This is a genomic window from Pseudomonas sp. Irchel s3f7 (genome assembly GCF_900187615.1).
Classification (GTDB): domain Bacteria; phylum Pseudomonadota; class Gammaproteobacteria; order Pseudomonadales; family Pseudomonadaceae; genus Aquipseudomonas.
Genome location: NZ_FYDO01000024.1, coordinates 40736 through 60824 on the forward strand (window position 1 = coordinate 40736; position 20089 = coordinate 60824).

A 20089-nucleotide genomic window follows, 5' to 3' on the forward strand; every position below is an offset into this window, starting at 1 on the left:
CGATGCCTGCTATCCCTATGGAGCATGGTCTGGCGGTCGCCGGCATCCTGTTCTGCCTCGGTCTGGTCGGCCTGATGGTCCGCCGCAACATCCTCTTCGTGTTGATGAGTCTTGAAGTGATGATGAACGCCTCTGCACTCGCGTTCATCGTGGCCGGTAGCCGCTGGGCGCAGCCGGATGGACAGATCATGTTCATCCTGGTGATCAGCCTGGCAGCCGCCGAGGCCAGTATTGGCCTGGCGATCCTGCTGCAACTGTATCGCCGCTTCCACACGCTCGATATCGACGCTGCCAGTGAGATGCGCGGATGAACCTACTCTTTCTGACTTTCGTATTCCCTCTCATTGGTTTCCTGCTGCTGTCGTTCTCTCGGGGACGCATCTCGGAAAACCTGGCCGCACTGATCGGCGTGGGTTCCATCGGTCTGTCGGCGATCGTCACCGCCTACGTGATCTGGCAATTCAACGTCGCCCCGCCGGAAGGCGGTCACTACACCCAGGTGTTGTGGCAGTGGATGGCGGTGGAAGGCTTCACGCCGAACTTCGCGCTGTATCTGGACGGCCTTTCCGTGACCATGCTCGGCGTGGTTGTCGGCGTCGGCTTCCTGATCCACCTGTTCGCGTCCTGGTACATGCGCGGTGAAGACGGTTACTCGCGTTTCTTCGCGTACACCAACCTGTTTATCGCCAGCATGCTGTTCCTGGTCCTGGGCGATAACCTGTTGTTCCTGTACTTCGGTTGGGAAGGCGTGGGCCTGTGCTCGTACCTGTTGATCGGTTTCTACTACAGCAACCGCAACAACGGTAACGCGGCACTCAAAGCCTTCATCGTGACCCGTATCGGTGACGTGTTCATGGCCATCGGCCTGTTCATTCTGTTTGCCCAGCTGGGCACGCTGAACGTTCAGGAACTGCTGGTGCTGGCACCGCAGAAATTCCAGGCCGGCGACTTCTGGATGGTCATGGCCACCCTGATGCTGCTCGGTGGTGCTGTCGGTAAATCCGCACAACTGCCGCTGCAAACCTGGCTGGCGGATGCGATGGCTGGTCCTACCCCGGTTTCGGCACTGATCCACGCCGCAACCATGGTGACCGCCGGTGTCTACCTGATCGCCCGTACCCACGGCCTGTTCACCCTGGCGCCGGAAATCCTGCACCTGGTGGGCATCGTTGGCGGCGTGACCCTGGTTCTGGCGGGCTTCGCTGCCCTGGTCCAGACCGACATCAAGCGCATCCTCGCCTATTCGACCATGAGCCAGATCGGCTACATGTTCCTGGCCCTGGGCGTTGGTGCCTGGGACGGCGCGATCTTCCACCTGATGACCCACGCCTTCTTCAAGGCGCTGTTGTTCCTTGCTTCCGGTGCGGTAATCGTTGCCTGCCACCACGAGCAGAACATCTTCAAGATGGGCGGTCTGTGGAAGAAACTGCCACTGGCCTACGCCAGCTTCATCGTCGGCGGCGCGGCCCTTGCGGCCCTGCCTCTGGTCACCGCAGGCTTCTACTCCAAGGACGAAATCCTCTGGGAAGCGTTCGCCAGCGGCAACAACGGTCTGCTCTACGCAGGTCTGGTCGGCGCGTTCATGACCTCGCTGTACACCTTCCGCCTGATCTTCATCGCGTTCCATGGTGAAGCGAAGACCGAAGCCCACGCCGGTCACGGCATCGCCCACTGGCTGCCTCTGTCGGTGCTGATCGTATTGTCGACCTTCATCGGCGCGATGATCGTTCCACCGCTGCACGGCGTGCTGCCGCAAAGCGTCGGCCATGCCGGCGGCGAAGCCAAGCACAGTCTGGAAATCGCCTCGGGCGCCATCGCCCTGGCCGGTATCCTGCTGGCCGCGCTGCTGTTCCTCGGCAAGCGTCGCTTCGTCACCGCCATCGCCAACAGCGGCATCGGCCGTTTCCTCTCGGCCTGGTGGTTCGCTGCCTGGGGCTTCGACTGGATCTACGACAAACTGTTCGTCAAACCTTACCTGGCGATCAGCCACATCCTGCGCAATGACCCGCTCGATCAGACCATCGGTTTGATCCCGCGCATGGCCAAAGGCGGTCACACCGCCCTGAGCCGTACCGAGACCGGTCAACTGCGTTGGTATGCCGCCTCGATGGCTGCGGGTGCCGTGCTGGTCATTGGCGCCGTCGTGCTGGTAGCGGTCTGATATGAACCTTGCGAATTTGCGAAAGGAAACGAGCCCGTCATGATTCTGCCTTGGCTAATCCTGATTCCCTTCATCGGCGGCCTGCTGTGCTGGATGGGTGAGCGCTTCGGCTCTACCCTCCCGCGCTGGATTGCGCTGTTGACCATGTCCCTGGAACTCGCACTCGGCCTCTGGCTGTGGGCCCAGGGCGACTATTCATTTGCTCCGGCGCCTGGCGCCGATCCGACCTGGGTGCTTGAGTTCAAGCATGTCTGGATCCAGCGTTTCGGCATCAGCGTGCACCTGGCCCTCGACGGCCTGTCGCTGCTGATGATCCTGCTGACCGGTCTGCTGGGTGTCCTGTCGGTACTCTGCTCGTGGAAAGAAATTCAGCGTCACGTTGGCTTCTTCCACCTGAACCTGATGTGGATCCTGGGCGGTGTCGTCGGCGTGTTCCTCGCCCTCGATCTGTTCATGTTCTTCTTCTTCTGGGAAATGATGCTGGTGCCGATGTATTTCCTCATCGCGCTCTGGGGTCACAGTTCTTCGGACGGCAAGAAAACCCGGATCTACGCGGCGACCAAGTTCTTCATCTTCACTCAGGCTTCCGGCCTGATCATGCTGGTGGCGATCCTGGGCCTGGTACTGGTCAACTTCAACAACACCGGCGTGATTACCTTCAACTACGCCGACCTGTTGAAGACCAAGATGTCGATGACCACCGAGTACATCCTGATGCTCGGCTTCTTCATCGCCTTCGCGGTCAAGCTGCCAGTCGTACCGTTCCACTCCTGGTTGCCTGACGCTCACGCCCAGGCGCCGACCGCAGGTTCCGTCGACCTCGCCGGTATCTTGCTGAAGACCGCGGCCTACGGCCTGCTGCGTTTCGCCCTGCCACTGTTCCCGAACGCTTCGGCCGAGTTCGCGCCGATTGCCATGACCCTGGGTCTGATCGGGATCTTCTACGGTGCGTTCCTGGCGTTCGCGCAAACCGACATCAAACGTCTGATTGCCTTCTCGTCCGTTTCCCACATGGGCTTCGTACTGATCGGCATCTACTCCGGCAGCCAACTGGCACTGCAAGGTGCAGTGATGCAGATGCTGGCGCACGGTCTGTCGGCAGCCGCACTCTTTATCCTGAGTGGCCAGCTGTACGAACGCACCCACACCCGCGACATGCGTGAAATGGGTGGCCTGTGGTCGAAGATCGCTTACCTGCCGGCCCTGAGCCTGTTCTTCGCAGCCGCGTCGCTGGGCTTGCCGGGTACCGGTAACTTCGTCGGTGAGTTCCTGATCCTGATCGGCACCTTCCCTGCTGCGCCGTTGGTCACCATCATCGCGACGTCCGGCCTGGTGTTCGGTTCGGTCTACTCGCTGATCATGATTCACCGTGCCTACTTCGGCCCGTCAAAATCGGACGCGGTGCTGCATGGCATGGACGGTCGCGAACTGATCATGGTGGTCGGTCTGGCTGCACTGCTGATCTACATCGGCGTGTACCCACAACCGTTCCTCGATACCTCTGCCGCGACGATGCATGGCGTGCAGCAGTGGCTCGGCACCGCCTTCACTCAACTCGCTTCGGCCCGGTAAGAGCGCTATGGAATTCACGACTCAACACTTTATCGCGCTTGCGCCGTTGTTGATCACCAGCGCCACGATCATCGTGGTGATGCTGGCGATCGCCTGGCGCCGCAACCACTCCCAGACCTTCCTGCTGTCGGTGGCGGGTCTGAACCTGGCTTTGCTGTCGATCCTGCCGGCCCTGAAAGTCGCGCCCCTGGCCGTGACGCCATTGCTGCAGATCGACACCTTCGCTTGCCTGTACATGGCGCTGATCCTGGTCGCCACCCTCGCCTGTGTGACCCTCGCCCACGCCTACCTCGGCGATGGCGGTTCGGGTTACCCGGGCAACCGTGAAGAACTGTACCTGCTGATCCTGATGGCTGCCGCCGGTGGCCTGGTTCTGGTCAGCGCGCAGCACCTGGCCGGGTTGTTCATCGGTCTGGAACTGCTGTCGGTGCCGGTCTACGGTCTGGTGGCTTACGCCTTCTTCAACAAGCGTTCGCTGGAAGCCGGTATCAAGTACATGGTGCTGTCGGCTGCCGGTTCCGCGTTCCTGTTGTTCGGTATGGCGCTGCTGTACGCAGACTCCGGCTCCCTGAGCTTCGTCGGTATCGGTCAGGCGCTGGCAGCTACCGGTCTGCCAAGCTCGCTGGCTCAATTGGGCCTGGGCATGATGCTGATCGGTCTGGCGTTCAAGCTGTCGCTGGTGCCGTTCCACCTCTGGACGCCGGACGTTTACGAGGGTGCTCCGGCGCCGGTCGCAGCGTTCCTGGCAACCGCATCCAAAGTGGCCGTGTTCGCCGTGATGGTGCGTCTGTTCCAGATCTCGCCAGCGGCGAGCAGCGGCGTACTCAGCGACGTGCTGACCATCATCGCCATCGCGTCGATCCTGTTCGGTAACCTGCTGGCGCTGACCCAGAGCAACCTCAAGCGTCTGCTGGGTTACTCGTCCATCGCCCACTTCGGTTACCTGCTGATCGCCCTGGTGGCGAGCAAGGGTCTGGCCGTGGAAGCCATCGGCGTGTACCTGGTCACCTACGTGATCACCAGCCTCGGCGCCTTCGGCGTGATCACCCTGATGTCCTCGCCGTACAACGGCCGTGACGCGGATGCCCTGTACGAATACCGCGGCCTGTTCTGGCGCCGTCCGTACCTGACCGCCGTGCTGACCGTGATGATGCTGTCCCTGGCCGGTATCCCGCTGACCGCGGGCTTCATCGGCAAGTTCTACATCATCGCCACCGGTGTCGAATCGCATCAATGGTGGCTGGTCGGCTCGCTGGTACTGGGCAGCGCCATCGGCGTGTTCTACTACCTGCGTGTGATGGTCACCCTGTTCCTGATCGAACCGAACCTGCGTCGCCACGATGCGCAACTGCACTGGGAACAGAAAGCAGGCGGCGTGATGTTGCTGGCTATCGCCCTCGTCGCGTTCTTCCTCGGCGTCTACCCACAACCGCTGCTGACCCTGGTTCAGCAATCGGGCCTGGCGGGTTGATCGCTTAAGCGACTTCGGTAACAAACAGAAACGGCACCTTCGGGTGCCGTTTCTGCGTTTGGGATCAAAGATCAAAAGATCGCGGCCTGCGGCAAGCTCCTACGCCGGGATGGTGTATACCCTGTAGGAGTTGCCGCAGGCTGTGATTTTTTTTGCTTTTTTCCCCACCCATTTTAAGAAAATGCTTGAGCGACGGTATGGAATAGCTGACTGCCGATCATCGCTACCGTTCGCTATGGTGCGTGAAAAGCCATTCGGAGCATTACATGAAACGGGAAGTCTTTACGTTGCGTGACAGCAGGATTGATTACTCACCCAACTCGACACATGACGATTTGACTTATCAGCAGCTTGCCTTTGTCGGCGCCATGAATTCTGGCTATATTTGTCCAGAATTCAGGAGAGAAGCCATGATCATCGTTCCGTTGGCCGAAGCTAAAAACAATCTGTCCAAACTCGTCGATGACGCTGCCGCCGGCCAAATCATCACGATCGCCAAACACGGCCGGCCACTTGCCCGACTGGTTCCCGTGGAGCGACCACGCGGACAACGAATTGGTGCGATGAAAGGCAAGCTCGTCCTTTCCGACGACTTCGATACCGCCCTGCCGGACGATTTGCTGGAGGCCTTCGAAGGGCAGCAACCATGAGGATTTTGCTCGATACCCATGTTCTACTCTGGGCACTCGCCGACGATCAGAGATTATCTGGCAAAGCCCGACAACTCATTAATAACGCCGCTGAAGTTTATGTCAGCACCGCTTCTTTCTGGGAAATGGCGATCAAGACAGGTCTGGGCAAGCTGAGCGTTGATCTGGAGGAAATCCGGCAATACTGCGTTGAAAGCGGATTCATTGAATTACCTGTTTCAGCGGAACACGCCATTGCGGTGAAAGATCTGGAGTCACATCATCGCGACCCGTTCGACCGGCTCATTGTGGCAACCGCCATGACGGAACCGATGAAGTTGCTCACCGCAGATCCGATATTGACCCAATACACCTCCTTGGCCATTTTGGTTTAGCCCCTCGCCCCGATGGATTTGAGACTTGCCGATTCCGGAACTGCGTAAACATCCAAAACGGCACCTTCGGGTGCCGTTTTTGCGTTTGGGGGATTTGTTACCGCCCTGCCCTCTGAGTTCGCCCACTCACATGACGAAATTGTAATCCCCTCATCACCTTGGCGTTATCCACCGATTGCAACGATGTCACCCGGCGACCCGGTGGGCGGTGCCAAGCCTCCCGCCGAACAATAAAGCTCACGCCCGGGCACGCATGCTCTCTGCCGAACCCAAGGAGTGTTTGATGGTTAACAGAACAAAATTGTCGATAGCCGCATTAGCGGTGCTTATCGGCTCCGGGCCGTCCATGGTCTTTGCGCAAGATGAAGCCGAGGGTTTTATCGAGGGCAGCAGCCTGACGGTGCTCAACCGCAACTTCTACTTCAATCGTGATTACCGCAAAGGCCAGTCCGCCTCAACCGGTAATGGATATTCCGAAACCTGGGCGCACGCGATTATCACAAAGTTCGAATCCGGCTATACCCAAGGTACCTTCGGGGTGGGTGTCGATGCATTTGCGATGATCGGCATGAAGCTCGATACCGGCGACGGTCGCAACGGTGGCAACGTTATGCCCGTCAATAATGAGGGGCAGGCGCAGGACGAATACACCAAGGTGGGTGGCGCCGCCAAAGTGCGCGCCTTTGATACGGAAATAAAGATCGGTGATGTGTTCCCCACCGCCCCGGTCGTCGCATCGGGTGATTCCAGGCTGTTGCCGCAAAGCTTTCAGGGTGTCCTGGCGAGCAACAACGTATCGATGGATTGTCGATACAGAGCGGTCGCCTGCACGCGATGAGCCAACCGGATTCCAGTGATATGAACGAGAATTTCGAGACCTATTATGGCGGCCCGGTCGATTCACCCTGGATCGCCTACTTCGGTGGCGACTACGAGCTGAACAAAAACCTCAGCTTCAGCCTGTACTCCAGTCGCCTCAAGGATGCCTGGAATCAGTATTACGCAGGCACTACTTGGACTTACCCGCTTGCCAATGATCTAGCGTTGTTCGGCGGCTTGACCTATTACAAGGCTGTCGATGAAGGCAAGCAACTGCTCGGTGAATTCGACAACAACATCTGGAGCGGCCGGGTCGGGGTAAAACTGGGCGCCCACTCCGTCGCGCTGTCGCACCAGCAAAACAATGGCAATGATGACTTCGACTATCTGCGCCTGTCCGATTCGATCTTCCTCGACAACTCCATCCAGTACAGCGACTTCAACTCGCCCAAAGAGCGTTCCTGGATGGCGCGCTACGACCTCGACATGACCACCTATGGCACTCCGGGACTGTCGTTCATGACCCGTTACGCCCGTGGCAGCGATGCCGACTATTCCAACGCCAACTCGGTGTACATGCGCCGCGATGCCGATGGCAACCCATTGACCGATCAGAAGCGCTGGGAGCGCGACGTCGAAGTCAAATACGTCGTGCAGAGCGGCTCATTGAAAGATCTGTCGCTGCGCCTGCGTCAGGCCACTACCCGCGCCACGGCGTTCGAATCGGACCTGAATGAAGTCCGGGTGATTGTCGAGTATCCGTTGGCCGTTCTCTGACTTCGCTGTTCATACCCATTCACCTTTAGAAGCTCCTGGCTCCTTTGGTAAGAGGTGAATCTTTTGGCGTCCTTCGGGGCGCCTTTTTTTCGCGCATTCCATTCTGAATAACACTCCTGCAAAAATTTGGTGTCAGGCGCCGCGCTTGCGACAGTCTCCCGCCACGCTGTACTTGATCGTATTAAGTTGCCCCCGGGAGTCCTCATAAGTCATCGCCGCCGGCACCACAGCACACGCCACCGCAGGCCGTACAACGCTCACCACTTTCACCACATCCAGTTCCATCCCGTATTCATAGTCGCGCACCACCGGTACCGGCTTGCCCCGACTGGCGGCGTACTGCTGCATGGCCTTGGTGTTGGCATCGAGCATTTTCTCGAACGTCCTGTCACCGCCACCTTCAGCCAGCGCATTCAGGGATATCGACATCACCCCTGCGAACGCAATCAATTTGATCAATTTCATACCCTGTACCTGCAAAATCCGGCTCATTAAAAAGCCCACCATCGAGACTCAATGACGGGCTTGTTCAAGTGCGACACGCTTACAAGTCTTTGCTCTTGTCGTCCTGCTTTTCATTGGAAACCACGGAATCTCGCGCCTGTTCCCTTGCGACAAATTGCTCCATCGAACGCTCATTGGCTGCCATCATTTTTTCGAACGTCCTGTCGCCGCCGCCTTCGGCCATGACCAGGGAAGACATCGCCAACGCCACAACAAAAGCACCCATCTGTACAATTTTCATGTTTGATTCCTCGTTTAATTAACTAACGGGATCAAGGTAACAATCTGAACCTTTCGTGACGGTGGCGCCGAAATTACATATCCGTTATGTGCGAGCTGTTCTTCGGATGGATACAAAAACTGCAGGAACGAGACTGCTCGCGATAGCAATCTGTCAGTCGGCAATGAAGCTGGCTGATCCATCGCTATCGCGAGCAGGCTCGCTCCTACAGGGGGCACTTATTTGGCGAGGGTTTCCTCTTCGTCGCGACGATGGGCGAGCTGATACAGCGCAGGCAATATCAGCAGCGTCAGGATGGTCGAAGACAAAATCCCGCCAATCACCACCGTCGCCAGCGGACGCTGCACTTCCGCCCCGGTTCCGGTGGCCAGGGCCATGGGAATGAACCCCAGGGACGCCACCAGCGCCGTCATCAACACCGGTCGCAGTCGCGTCAGTGCGCCTTCGTTGATCGCGTCAAAGAGTGAACGCCCCTCCTCCCGCAGGTTGCGGATGAACGCGATCATCACCAGACCGTTGAGCACCGCCACCCCCGACAACGCGATGAACCCGACGCCCGCCGAGATCGACAGCGGAATGTCTCGAAGCCACAGCGCCATGACGCCCCCCGTCAACGCGAACGGGATTCCGGTGAACACCAGAAGACCATCCTTGAGGTTGTTGAACATCATGAACAACAGACCAAACACCAGCAGCAATGCCACCGGCACCACGATCTGCAAGCGCTTGGCCGCCGACTGCAATTGCTCGAATTGCCCGCCCCAACTGGTCCAGTAACCCGCCGGAATCTGCACATCGCGTTCAATCTTTTCACCCGCCTCTTCGACGAACGTACCGATATCCCGTCCGCGCACGTTGGCGCTGACGATCACCAGCCGTTTGCCGTTTTCGCGGCTGACTTGATTCGGCCCCAGCACCAGGTCGAGGCTGGCGACGTCTTTGAGCGCGATGAAACCGATCTGGTTGGCAGCCGCGTTGAGCGGCGCCGGCACTGGAATCAACAGCGCCGACAGGCCGTCGATGTCCTTGCGCATGGCATCGGACAAGCGCACCACCATGTCGAAACGCCGGTCTCCCTCATACAACGTCCCCGCCTGCCGCCCACCGACCGCCACCGCGATAGTGTCTTGCACATCGCCGACGTTGAGCCCGTAACGCGCGGCCTTGTCGCGGTCGATGTTGATGGTCAGCACCGGCAACCCGGTCGTTTGCTCGACCTTCACCTCGGATGCTCCCGTCACCGCTTGCATGGCCGAGGCAATCTTCGTCGCCGTAGCATTGAGCACCGCCATGTCATCCCCGAATACCTTGACCGCCACATCGCTGCGCACGCCGGAGATCAGTTCGTTGAAGCGCAACTGGATCGGCTGCGACAGCTCATAGTTACTGCCCGGCAGCGTCGCGGCAGCTTGTTGCAGTTCGGCCATCAGGGTTTCGCGGGATTTGCCCGGGTCCGGCCACTGGTCTTTTGGCTTGAGCATCACATAGCTGTCGGAGATGTTTGGCGGCATCGGATCAGAGGCAATTTCGGCGGTGCCGGTGCGGGCGAACACCCGCTCGACCTCCGGCACTTTTTCGAGGATCAGGGTTTCCAGACGCTGCTGCATGTCCACCGATTGTGTGAGGCTCGTGCCAGGCACGCGCAAGGCTTGCAGGGCAAAATCGCCTTCGCTGAGGCTCGGTACAAACTCGCTGCCCATGCGGCTGGTCAGCACGCCGCTCAATACAATCACGCCCAGTGCCGCGCCCATCGCCACGGCGCGATGGGACATCACCCAGGTCAGCGCGGGCGCATAAACCTGACGTGCGCCACGCATGACCGCCCCCTCTTCTTCCTTGACCTTGCCGGTGACAAACAGCGCGATCGCGGCCGGGACAAAGGTCACCGACAGCAGCATGGCACCGAGCAACGCGATGACCACGGTGAACGCCATCGGATGGAACATTTTCCCTTCGACGCCGCTCAAGGCGAAGATCGGCAGGTACACGACCATGATGATCAACTGACCGAAAATCAGCGGCCGCCGCGCCTCCTTGGCCGCCGCGAACACTTCATGGAAACGCTCGGATCGCGTCAGCAATCGGCCGTGATGTTGCTGTGCATGGGCCAATCGGCGCAGGGTGTTTTCGACGATCACCACCGCGCCGTCGACGATGATGCCGAAATCGAGGGCGCCGAGGCTCATCAGGTTGGCGCTGACCTTGTTGCTGAACATCCCGGTGAAGGTGAACAGCATCGACAGCGGAATCACCATCGCGGTGATCAGCGCCGCTCGGATGTTACCCAGGAACAGGAACAGAATCGCGATCACCAGAATCGCGCCTTCGACCAGGTTCTTCTTCACCGTGGCGATGGCTTTGTCGACCAGGTGCGTGCGGTCGTAGACCGGGACAGCGATCACGCCTTTGGGCAAGGAGCGGTTGATCTGCTCCAGCTTGCTGGCGACGGCTTGCGACACGGTGCGGCTGTTTTCGCCGATCAACATGAACACCGTGCCGAGCACCACTTCACGACCGTTTTCGGTGGCAGCGCCGGTGCGCAGTTCACGGCCAATGTCCACGGTTGCGACATTGCGGACCCGGATCGGTGTGCCATCGACATTGGCCATGACGATGTTGGCAATGTCCTCGGTACTCGCCACTTGCCCCGGCGCACGAATCAGCAACTGCTCGCCGCTGCGCTCGATGTAACCGGCGCCGACGTTGGCGTTGTTGCGCTCCAGCGCCGTGACCAGATCCGTCAGGGTCAGCTTGTACGCCGCCAGCCGTTTCGGGTCGGGCGCGATCTGGTATTCCTTGGCGAAGCCGCCGATGGTGTTGATCTCGGCCACACCGGGGACGTTGCGCAACTGCGGCTTGATGATCCAGTCCTGAATCACGCGCAGATCAGTTGGTGTGTAAGGCGTGCCATCGTCCTTGAGCGCGCCCTCCTGTGCTTCCACCGTCCACAGGAAAATCTCGCCGAGGCCGGTGGAAATCGGTCCCATCACCGCCTCCGCACCTTCGGGCAATTGCTCCCTGGCGATCTGCAAACGCTCGTTGACCAATTGGCGGGCGAAGAACAGATCGGTGCCGTCCTTGAAAATCACCGTGACCTGCGACAGCCCCGAACGCGACAGCGAACGGGTCTGCTCCAGCGCCGGCAAACCGGCCATGGCGGTTTCAATCGGGAAGGTGATGCGTTGCTCGGTTTCCAGGGGCGAGAACCCGGCGGCGCCGGTATTGATCTGGACCTGGACGTTGGTGATGTCGGGCACAGCGTCGATCGGCAATTTTTGATAACTGGCGATGCCGAGGCCGGCCATGAGCAGAACGGCGAGCAGCACGATGATGCGGTGCTCAATGGCAAACTGGATCAGGCGTTCGAACATGAGAACTGTCTCGTCGAGGGGCGAATCGGTGGGCGTTTACGGGAAGGCGCTAGTGAGCGTGTTCGGCCGAGGCTTTGCCCATTTCCGACTTGAGAACGAAGCTGCCGGCACCCGCGACTTGCACGCCGGCCCCCAACCCTTGGGTGACCTCCACCAAACCTGCCGCGCTTCGTCCCAGCGCCACCGTTTGCGCCTTGAAGCCGTCGTCGGTCCGCACGAATACCGTGGGTTTGTCCTCGATGGTCTGGATGGCGGTTTCCGGTACGGCGACGTTCGCCTGTCGGCTGTCGGTGGCGACCAGCGCAGTGACAAACAGGCCTGGACGCCAGGAGCCTTGCGGGTTTTCCAGGGTGACGCGAACAGTGGCGGTGCGGGTCTGTTCGCCTAAAAGACTGCCGACGTAGCTGACGGTGCCGGCAACCTCGGCGTTCAATTCCGGAGCGCTGACGGTAACGGGTTTGCCCACTTGCACCTTGCTCAGTTCCTTGGGCGAAACGCCGAAAGTCACCCAGACTCGCGACAGATCCGAGAGCGTAAAGGCAGCGGTGGTTTCATCGACCACCTCCCCCGGTGTCAGGTGTTTTTCCACCACGACACCATCGAATGGCGCACGCAATTCGTAGCGATTACCGCCGGTGGCAACCACGCTTCCGCTCAGTACGCTGATTTTTTGCCGGGCGTTGGTCACGGCGATTTCGGCTTCTTCCAGCGCTTGGCGCGCCTGAAGCAGGTCCTGCTCGGCTGAAATCTTGTCCTGCCACAGTTTCTTCTCGCGCTCGTAGGTGGTGCGAGCCAACACCAGGCGCCGTTGTGCCGCAGCCTGTTCGCTGCGCTGATCGGAGATCTGCTGACTGCTGATGACTGCCAACAACTGGCCTTTCTTCACGGATTGCCCGAGATTGACCGAAACCGACTCGACAACACCAGGAACGCGTGGCACCAGGTGAGCCGTGCGATCCTCATCGAAACGCACTTCGCCGGGGAACGGCAGGCCGAGGCTGATGTTCTGCGCCCGCGATTGCACCAGTTGAATGCCGGCGGCAGCGATCTGTTCGGCACTCAACGCCAGGAGCCCTTCTTCGCCTTCGGCATGTCCACCGTCAGTGGCTGCGCCGTCTTCAGCGTGATCCGCCTGTTCCGCCGCTTCATCGGCATGGGCGTCGACGACGGAATTGCCCGGCCACATCGAACCGATACCAATGCCGAACGCCATTGTCGCCAGTGCGACAACGATCAGTTTTTTATCCATGCAAACTCCTCTGCGCCTATCGCCGCGCAGTAATCAAAAAGATGAAATTCAAGGGCTGACGGCGAGGTCGCCGAAGATGCGTTCGATGCGTACCCGGGCGTCTGTCGCTTCACTGACTGCCTGGATGTACTGGCTGCGGGCACTGATCAGGGTGCGCTGGGCGTCGAGCACGTCGAGAAAGCCGAACTTGCCCATTTCGAATCCGCGGGTGGCACTGTCGACCGCACTTTGTGCGGCGGGCAGAATTGTCTGGTTGAACGCTTTGACTTCGTCATTGGCGGTCTGCCATTGCTCAAGGGTGGTCTGAATTTCCGTGCGCAGGCGCAGCTCGGTGGCGTTGCGCAAATCCCGGGCCTGATCGCTGCGCCGCGCGGCCGCCAGAATGTTGCCTTGGTTGCGGTTGAACAAAGGGATCGGCATCGAAAGCCCGACCACGTTGACTCGCTCGCGGTCGGTTTCGCTGTACTGGCTACCGACGCTCACCGTCAGATCGGGGATGCGTTGCGACCTCTCCAGCCCCAGCGATGCTTCACGCTGATCGATCTGCAATTTGGCCAGACGCAGTTCGGCGGTTTCATTCAGACGCGCAAGCAAACGGGCCGGCGGTGGCACGTTGGGCATGCTATTTGTGACGGCTTGCACGGCGGTCGATGTCGGCAACGGTGCGCCCATCACCTGCGCCAATTGCTGATAGGCATTGGCCTGATCACGTTCTGCGCGGCTCAGCTCCAGGCGCACTTCCGAGAGCTGCACTTGCGCCCGAGTGCCTTCGACCGGCGATGATTTTCCGGCATCGATCTGCCCCTTGACCACGCGCAAACCGTTCTCGGCGAGTAGCAGCGATTGGCGGGACAGCTGCAAGCGTTGCTGCGCCGTTTGAGCGCTGTTGAACGCCAGGATCACATCGGCGCGCAGGGCATTGCGCTTGTTCTCCAATTCGATTCCGGCCGCGTCCTGTGCGCGACTCGCAACATCGATTCGTGCGCCGCGTTTACCGCCCAGTTCAATCGGCTGGCTGAGCATCATCGTGGTCGTGCGCGAATCGCGGCGGGTGTCTTCGGCCTCCCACGACACTTCGGGGTTGGGGATCAACCCGGCCTGCTTGCGGTCACCTTCGGCGATGCCGATTTCCCACTGGGCTGCCGCGAGGTCGGGGTTACCGGCAAACGCTGTTTTCAGGGCTTGTTCCAGGGTCAGTGTCGATGCTTGCGCAAGTCCCGAACCCGCCAGCAGTAACGCGCATCCGGCGGTCACCGCCCTTACTGTTTTTTTCAGGCGTGATCGCGCCGTCAGTTCTCTTAAACCGGGCAATGGAATACTTCCTTTTTAAATCAAGACTGTCGCCACGGTAGAGTTTTGAACTTATCGACAAGGTGACTGGAAGATTACAAATCCGTTATCCAGGGATTATGGAAGTTGTTTTGCACTAGGATGCGAAGTGCCCACCTTGATATAGCAATACATCGAAACAAATACACAAGCATTATCCGCCAAACAGCACTTGCCTCAGTTCACCTCTAATGAATCGAGTGAGTGTTTTGGCCTGGCGCGCTGCGTCAGGGTGTCGCAGAAGGCCGATTTCAGGGCTCTAGACTCAGTCAATCATTGACTCTGTAGCCACTACAGCCTTTACCTTGCGCACCCTCACTCAAAGAAATCCTCAATAGGAAATCTGAAACTCACAACACAGTGTCGTCAATAAACCCGTTCGGAAACCCTTCAAAAACAACAAACTTTCCTGACTGACCTAGTGACTTACCCATTAAATATAAGTGGTGATTAATCATGCGAATCCTTGTCGTCGAGGACGAGCTTAAAGCTGCCGAATACTTGCATCAGGGACTGACGGAAAGTGGTTATGTCGTTGACCACGCGGCCACCGGCGCCGATGGATTGCACCTGGCGCAACAGCAGGCGTATGACCTGGTGATCCTGGACGTGAATCTGCCGGAGATGGATGGCTGGGGCGTGCTGGAACAACTGCGTCACACGCACTCCACCCGGGTGATGATGCTCACTGCCCGCGGTCGTCTGGCCGACAAGATTCGTGGTCTCGACCTGGGCGCCGATGATTATCTGGTCAAGCCATTCCAGTTTCCCGAACTGCTCGCACGGGTACGCACGCTGATGCGCCGCAGTGAAAACATCCCGGTGCCGCAGGTTCTGAAAGTCGCCGATCTGGAGCTCGATCCGGGTCGTCACCGTGCCTTTCGCGGCGAGCAACGTATCGACCTGACCACCAAGGAATTCGCCCTTCTGCATCTGCTGATGCGTCAGTCCGGCGAAGTGCTGACCCGCACGCAGATCATTTCACTGGTGTGGGACATGAACTTCGATTGCGACACCAACGTGGTTGAAGTATCGATACGGCGTTTGCGGGCGAAAATCGACGATCCGTTCGACCGCAAGCTGATCCACACCTTGCGCGGCGTCGGTTACGTTCTGGAGGCGCGGGAATGAAACCAGCGAGCCTGTCGCTACGGCTGGGACTGACCATGAGTATTCTTGGGGCACTGTTGGTGATGTTCCTCGCAGTATTGGCTTACTTCGCCCTGACCCATGAGCTCAATACGCTCTCCCGGGACAGTCTGGCCAGCAAGATGGAGCAGATTGAACACGGCCTGTCGCTGTACACCGACCCCGCTGAGATCAGTTCGAAGCCGCATATCCTGCTCGATCAGGTCATGGGCCACGACAATCTCACGCTGACCATTTACGACCGAAGCAACCAGCGTTCCCCGCTGCTGAAGTCCGGCACCGGCATGGTCGATCCACGCCCTGAACTCAAAGCCGTGCGAGCGACCAGCGATCAGTTGACCTACAGCGACAGCACCGGTGCTGAAGGCGCGAAATATCTCACCCTGTCAAAGCTGATTCGCCTCAAGGATGGCACCAGTGTTCCGGTGTTGCTGTCGATGGACAATGCCCACGACCAGGCATTGCTCAGCGCCTATCTGCGCTCGACGCTGATAGCGTTGCCCTGGCTGCTGATCTTCATTGGCTTGAGTGCCTGGGTGACGGTGCAACGAGGCCTGGCTCCGATGCGCGAGTTTCGCAAAGTGGCGGCGATGGTATCGACCCAGGATCTTGATCATCGACTGTCGGTGGTAAACATGCCGCAGGAGTTGAGCGAACTGGCGCAAGGCATCAACTTCATGCTGCACCGCCTCGACAACGGTGTGCAGCAGCTATCGCAGTTCTCCGATGATCTGGCCCATGAACTGCGCACGCCGATCAACAACCTGATGGGCAAGGCGCAGGTAACCCTGTCCCGGGAACGCACGACCGAAGAGTACAAAGATGTATTGGTGTCGTGCATTGAAGAGTTGGAGCGTGTCGCTCGGATCGTCTGCGACATGCTGTTTCTGGCGCAGGTCAGTCATCCGGAGTCGCTCGCGCCTTTTGAGTTGATCGAGCTGGAGGATGAAGCGCTGAAAGTCGCCGATCTGTTTGCGCTGTCGGCCCAGGAGAAGCGGATCGATCTGAGTGTGGTTGGCAGCGCGCGGGTGCTGGGCGACCGGTTGATGATTCAACGGGCGATCTCCAATCTGTTGTCCAATGCGCTGCGCCACTGTCCACCCGGAGAAACCGTTTCACTACTGATCGAGTGCGGCGCAACAGAGGCTTCGCTGCTCGTCAGCAACCCCGGCACCGGCATCGAAGCGCAGCATCTGCCGCATCTGTTCGAGCGCTTTTACCGGGTCGACAGCAGCCGATCTCGTGCCCAAGGCAGCACCGGACTGGGGTTGGCGATTGTGCGCTCGATCATGAGCCTGCATCAGGGCGTGGCGCAGGTGCAGAGTTTGCCGGGAACGATGACGGTGTTTCGGTTGGGGTTTCCAAAAGCCGACGCATAACTGCCCATGTGAGAGCGAGCCTGCTCGCTCCTACAGTGGGCCGGCAGTGGGTGCAAATTATGTGGGCGGAGGAAATCCCTTGTAGGAGCTCGCTTGCGAGCGATGACGGTGGATCAGACAACAAAAAACGGCACCTTCCGGTGCCGTTCGCTTTCACAACACAACCTCCTTACTTACGCGCTGCCTCCCAGGATTTCAGCAGTTCGGCATAGCTCACGGTTTCGCCTTTCGGCTTCTCGTTTTCCAGTTTCGGCTTAGGCGCACCCGGTTGGTCGAACCAGTATTGCGCGTCGCGCTCAGGGTTCATTTTTGGCGCGCAAGTGGCTTGGGCTTTCGAGCGCTCAAGGCGGGACATGATGGCGTCCTGATCCTTGGCCAGGCCGTCCAGCGCTTGTTGCGGGGTTTTCTCGCCGCTGGCGGCTTCAGCAATGTGGCTCCACCACAGTTGTGCCAGGCGAGGATAGTCCGGCACGTTGGTCCCGGTCGGGGTCCATTGCACGCGGGCCGGGCTGCGGTAGAACTCGACCAGGCCACCGAGTTTCGGCGCCAGGTCGGTCATGGCTTGCGAGTTGATGTCCGACTCGCGGATCGGGGTCAGGCCGACGATGGTTTTCTTCAGCGAGACGGTTTTCGACGTCACGAATTGCGCATAGAGCCAGGCCGCCAGTTTTTGCTTCTCAGGCGTGGACTTCATGAAGGTCCAGGAACCCACGTCCTGATAACCCAGTTTCATCCCCTCTTCCCAATACGGTCCACGCGGTGACGGCGCCATGCGCCATTTCGGCGTGCCGTCGGCATTCATCACCGGCAAGCCCGGTTTGGTCATGTCGGCGGTGAATGCGGTGTACCAGAAGATCTGCTGAGCGATGCTGCCTTGCGAGGGCACCGGCCCGGATTCGGAGAAGGTCATGCCCGCCGCTTCCGGTGGTGCGTACTTCTTCATCCAGTCTACGTATTTGGTGGTGGCGAACACCGCCGCCGGACCATTGGTGTCGCCACCGCGTGTCACGCTGGAGCCCACCGGATGGCAGTCCTCGACGCGAATGCCCCACTCGTCCACCGGCAAGCCGTTGGGGATGCCCTTGTCGCCACCACCGGCCATGGAAAACCAGGCATCGGTGAAACGCCAACCCAGTGACGGGTCTTTCTTGCCGTAGTCCATGTGCCCGTAAACGCGTTTGCCGTCGATTTCCTTGACGTCTTCACTGAAGAATTTCGCGATGTCTTCATAGGCCGACCAGTTCACCGGTACGCCCAACTCGTAGCCGTACTTTTCCTTGAACTTGGCCTTCAGGTCTGCGCGTTCGAACCAGTCGGCGCGGAACCAGTACAGGTTGGCGAACTGCTGGTCAGGCAATTGATAGATCTTGCCGTCCGGTGCCGTGGTGAAGGAGATGCCGATGAAGTCCTTGATGTCGAGGGTCGGCGAGGTGAAGTTCTTGCCCTCGTTGGCCATCAGGTCGGTGATCGATTCGGTCTTGCCGTAGCGAAAGTGCGTACCGATCAGGTCAGAGTCGTTGACCCAGCCGTCATAGATGTTTTTGTCCGATTGCATTTGGGTTTGCAGCTTTTCCACCACGTCGCCTTCCTGCAGCAAGTCGTGGGTCAGCTTGATGCCGGTGATCTCGCTGAAGGCCTTGGCCAGCACCTTGGATTCATACTCGTGGGTGGCGATGGTTTCCGAGACCACTTTGATGCTCATGCCGCGAAACGGCTCCGCGGCCTTGATGAACCACTTCAGCTCTTCCAGTTGTTGATCGGCCGTCAGGGTCGACGGTTTGAACTCAGCGCCGATCCATTTCTTCGCCGCGTCTTCATAGGCGTCGGCCCAGGCCGATGCGCTCAAACCGCTGAGTGCCAGCATGGCTGCCAATGAAATGCTATGTCGCAGCTTATTGTTTTTGTCGAACATAGAGACCTCCTGTTTAAGTTTCGGAGCAACATTGCCGAGCGATTCGACTAGCCCCAACGCATCACAGCCAACAGCCACACCAGGGACATCGCGAAGGCGACCCAGATGCTCCAGTCGGTGACGCCGATTACCAGCAAATGCAGGTAGGCGCTGCCGAGAAGACCGATAAACAGCCGATCGCCACGGGTGGTGGCAATCGGCAAAAAACCTCGTCGCAGAATGCTCGGCGAACGCAATTCCCAGGTGGTCATGCCCACCAGGATCAAACCGATAAAACTAAAAAATGCCGCCGTGGGGACCGTCCAACTCATCCATTCCATCATCAGCTCCTCATACCCGGCCCAGGGCAAAGCCCTTGGCCACGTGGTTGCGAACGAACCAGATCACCAGCATGCCCGGCAGGATGGTCAACACCCCTGCCGCCGCGAGCACGCCCCAGTCGATGCCGGACGCCGAGACCGTGCGCGTCATCACCGCCGCGATCGGTTTGGCGTTCACTGAGGTGAGGGTTCGCGCCAGCAGCAGTTCGACCCAGGAAAACATGAAGCAGAAAAACGCCGTCACGCCGATGCCGGAGCCGATCAGCGGGATGAAAATCTTCACGAAGAACTTGGGGAAACTGTAGCCGTCGATGTAAGCGGTTTCGTCGATTTCCTTCGGCACGCCGGACATGAAGCCTTCGAGAATCCACACCGCCAGTGGCACGTTGAACAGGCAATGGGCCAGGGCCACGGCGATGTGCGTGTCGAACAACCCGATCGACGAGTACAGCTGAAAAAATGGCAGCAGGAACACCGCTGGCGGCGCCATGCGGTTGGTCAGCAACCAGAAGAACAGGTGCTTGTCGCCAAGGAAGCGATAACGCGAAAACGCATACGCCGCCGGCAGCGCCACGCTCAAGGAGATCACCGTGTTCAGGCTCACGTAGTACAGCGAGTTGAGATAACCGGTGTACCAGGCCGGGTCAGTGAAAATCACCTTGTAATTGTGGAAGGTGAAATCCTGGGGGAACAGCGTCAGGCCGCCGAGGATTTCGCCGTTGCTCTTGAACGACATGTTCAGCAGCCAATAGATCGGCACCAGCAGGAACAGGATGTAGAGCAGCAGTGGAACAAGCTTTCTCTTGCTCAT

The 20089-nt window shown here is 59.1% G+C and carries 16 protein-coding genes and 1 pseudogene; 9 read left to right on the forward strand and 8 right to left on the reverse strand.

The window, feature by feature from the left end; translation table 11 throughout:
• Positions 1 to 2: 2 nt before the first annotated feature.
• The 7 genes and pseudogenes from nuoK (at position 3) to CKW19_RS20395 (ending at position 7824) form a co-directional block, all read left to right on the forward strand.
• Positions 3 to 311 (forward strand): NADH-quinone oxidoreductase subunit NuoK, encoded by a 309-nt coding sequence (gene nuoK / locus CKW19_RS20365; RefSeq protein WP_007946416.1) that lies wholly within the window; start codon positions 3 to 5, stop codon positions 309 to 311.
• Positions 308 to 2161 (forward strand): NADH-quinone oxidoreductase subunit L, encoded by a 1854-nt coding sequence (gene nuoL / locus CKW19_RS20370; protein ID WP_095059546.1) that lies wholly within the window; start codon positions 308 to 310, stop codon positions 2159 to 2161. Before nuoK ends, nuoL begins: the two co-directional genes overlap by 4 nt.
• Before the next feature lie 39 nt (positions 2162 to 2200).
• Positions 2201 to 3733, forward strand: a complete 1533-nt coding sequence (gene nuoM / locus CKW19_RS20375; protein ID WP_095059547.1) for an NADH-quinone oxidoreductase subunit M — start codon at positions 2201 to 2203, stop codon at positions 3731 to 3733.
• Positions 3734 to 3740: 7 nt separating this feature from the next.
• Entirely contained in the window at positions 3741 to 5204 is a 1464-nt protein-coding gene (nuoN, locus tag CKW19_RS20380) for an NADH-quinone oxidoreductase subunit NuoN (protein WP_095059548.1), read from the forward strand.
• A 368-nt stretch (positions 5205 to 5572) separates the two neighbouring features.
• Positions 5573 to 5854, forward strand: a complete 282-nt coding sequence (locus CKW19_RS20385; RefSeq protein ID WP_256580361.1) for a type II toxin-antitoxin system Phd/YefM family antitoxin — start codon at positions 5573 to 5575, stop codon at positions 5852 to 5854.
• Positions 5851 to 6228, forward strand: coding sequence for a type II toxin-antitoxin system VapC family toxin (locus tag CKW19_RS20390; protein WP_095059550.1), 378 nt, complete (start codon positions 5851 to 5853; stop codon positions 6226 to 6228). The genes CKW19_RS20385 and CKW19_RS20390 overlap by 4 nt, the downstream gene beginning before the upstream one ends.
• 346 nt (positions 6229 to 6574) lie before the next feature.
• Positions 6575 to 7824 (forward strand): annotated as a pseudogene (locus tag CKW19_RS20395) (OprD family porin).
• Between the two features lie 132 nt (positions 7825 to 7956).
• Here the strand turns inward: CKW19_RS20395 and CKW19_RS20400 are convergent.
• The 5 genes from CKW19_RS20400 to CKW19_RS20420 form a co-directional block, all read right to left on the reverse strand.
• Positions 7957 to 8289 carry a DUF2790 domain-containing protein gene (locus CKW19_RS20400; RefSeq protein WP_095059596.1) on the reverse strand — a complete coding sequence of 111 codons (333 nt, stop codon included), beginning with the start codon at positions 8287 to 8289 and terminating at the stop codon, positions 7957 to 7959.
• A gap of 79 nt (positions 8290 to 8368) precedes the next feature.
• Entirely contained in the window at positions 8369 to 8569 is a 201-nt protein-coding gene (locus tag CKW19_RS20405; RefSeq protein ID WP_095059551.1) for a co-regulatory protein PtrA N-terminal domain-containing protein, read from the reverse strand.
• Between the two features lie 218 nt (positions 8570 to 8787).
• Positions 8788 to 11940, reverse strand: coding sequence for a CusA/CzcA family heavy metal efflux RND transporter (locus CKW19_RS20410; RefSeq protein WP_095059552.1), 3153 nt, complete (start codon positions 11938 to 11940; stop codon positions 8788 to 8790).
• Between the two features lie 49 nt (positions 11941 to 11989).
• Complete coding sequence (locus CKW19_RS20415) at positions 11990 to 13189, reverse strand: efflux RND transporter periplasmic adaptor subunit (RefSeq protein ID WP_095059553.1); 1200 nt, start codon at positions 13187 to 13189, stop codon at positions 11990 to 11992.
• Positions 13190 to 13237: 48 nt separating this feature from the next.
• Positions 13238 to 14500, reverse strand: coding sequence for a TolC family protein (locus CKW19_RS20420; protein ID WP_095059554.1), 1263 nt, complete (start codon positions 14498 to 14500; stop codon positions 13238 to 13240).
• Between the two features lie 474 nt (positions 14501 to 14974).
• On the opposite strand from CKW19_RS20420, the gene CKW19_RS20425 reads away from it, so the two are divergent.
• A complete protein-coding gene (locus CKW19_RS20425) occupies positions 14975 to 15649 on the forward strand; it encodes a heavy metal response regulator transcription factor (protein WP_095059555.1) in 675 nt (224 codons plus the stop codon).
• Positions 15646 to 17046 (forward strand): heavy metal sensor histidine kinase, encoded by a 1401-nt coding sequence (locus CKW19_RS20430; protein WP_095059556.1) that lies wholly within the window; start codon positions 15646 to 15648, stop codon positions 17044 to 17046. Before CKW19_RS20425 ends, CKW19_RS20430 begins: the two co-directional genes overlap by 4 nt.
• A 169-nt stretch (positions 17047 to 17215) precedes the next feature.
• Here the strand turns inward: CKW19_RS20430 and CKW19_RS20435 are convergent, their stop codons facing one another.
• The 3 genes from CKW19_RS20435 to CKW19_RS20445 are packed head-to-tail and all read right to left on the reverse strand — an operon-like array spanning position 17216 to position 20089.
• Positions 17216 to 18958 (reverse strand): ABC transporter substrate-binding protein, encoded by a 1743-nt coding sequence (locus CKW19_RS20435; RefSeq protein ID WP_095059557.1) that lies wholly within the window; start codon positions 18956 to 18958, stop codon positions 17216 to 17218.
• Between the two features lie 47 nt (positions 18959 to 19005).
• Positions 19006 to 19278 carry a DUF2160 domain-containing protein gene (locus CKW19_RS20440; RefSeq protein ID WP_095059558.1) on the reverse strand — a complete coding sequence of 91 codons (273 nt, stop codon included), beginning with the start codon at positions 19276 to 19278 and terminating at the stop codon, positions 19006 to 19008.
• A gap of 10 nt (positions 19279 to 19288) precedes the next feature.
• Positions 19289 to 20089 carry a carbohydrate ABC transporter permease gene (locus CKW19_RS20445; protein ID WP_095059559.1) on the reverse strand — a complete coding sequence of 267 codons (801 nt, stop codon included), beginning with the start codon at positions 20087 to 20089 and terminating at the stop codon, positions 19289 to 19291.

Coding starts and splice junctions, on each gene's coding strand:
- CKW19_RS20440 (WP_095059558.1), bottom strand. CDS start 19,278: ATGGAATGGATGAGTTGGACGGTCCCCACGGCGGCATTTTTTAGTTTT.
- nuoK (WP_007946416.1), top strand. CDS start 3: ATGCCTGCTATCCCTATGGAGCATGGTCTGGCGGTCGCCGGCATCCTG.
- CKW19_RS20430 (WP_095059556.1), top strand. CDS start 15,646: ATGAAACCAGCGAGCCTGTCGCTACGGCTGGGACTGACCATGAGTATT.
- CKW19_RS20405 (WP_095059551.1), bottom strand. CDS start 8,569: ATGAAAATTGTACAGATGGGTGCTTTTGTTGTGGCGTTGGCGATGTCT.
- nuoM (WP_095059547.1), top strand. CDS start 2,201: ATGATTCTGCCTTGGCTAATCCTGATTCCCTTCATCGGCGGCCTGCTG.
- CKW19_RS20435 (WP_095059557.1), bottom strand. CDS start 18,958: ATGTTCGACAAAAACAATAAGCTGCGACATAGCATTTCATTGGCAGCC.
- CKW19_RS20390 (WP_095059550.1), top strand. CDS start 5,851: ATGAGGATTTTGCTCGATACCCATGTTCTACTCTGGGCACTCGCCGAC.
- CKW19_RS20400 (WP_095059596.1), bottom strand. CDS start 8,289: ATGAAATTGATCAAATTGATTGCGTTCGCAGGGGTGATGTCGATATCC.
- nuoN (WP_095059548.1), top strand. CDS start 3,741: ATGGAATTCACGACTCAACACTTTATCGCGCTTGCGCCGTTGTTGATC.
- nuoL (WP_095059546.1), top strand. CDS start 308: ATGAACCTACTCTTTCTGACTTTCGTATTCCCTCTCATTGGTTTCCTG.
- CKW19_RS20415 (WP_095059553.1), bottom strand. CDS start 13,189: ATGGATAAAAAACTGATCGTTGTCGCACTGGCGACAATGGCGTTCGGC.
- CKW19_RS20445 (WP_095059559.1), bottom strand. CDS start 20,089: ATGAGCAAGAGAAAGCTTGTTCCACTGCTGCTCTACATCCTGTTCCTG.
- CKW19_RS20385 (WP_256580361.1), top strand. CDS start 5,573: ATGAATTCTGGCTATATTTGTCCAGAATTCAGGAGAGAAGCCATGATC.
- CKW19_RS20425 (WP_095059555.1), top strand. CDS start 14,975: ATGCGAATCCTTGTCGTCGAGGACGAGCTTAAAGCTGCCGAATACTTG.
- CKW19_RS20410 (WP_095059552.1), bottom strand. CDS start 11,940: ATGTTCGAACGCCTGATCCAGTTTGCCATTGAGCACCGCATCATCGTG.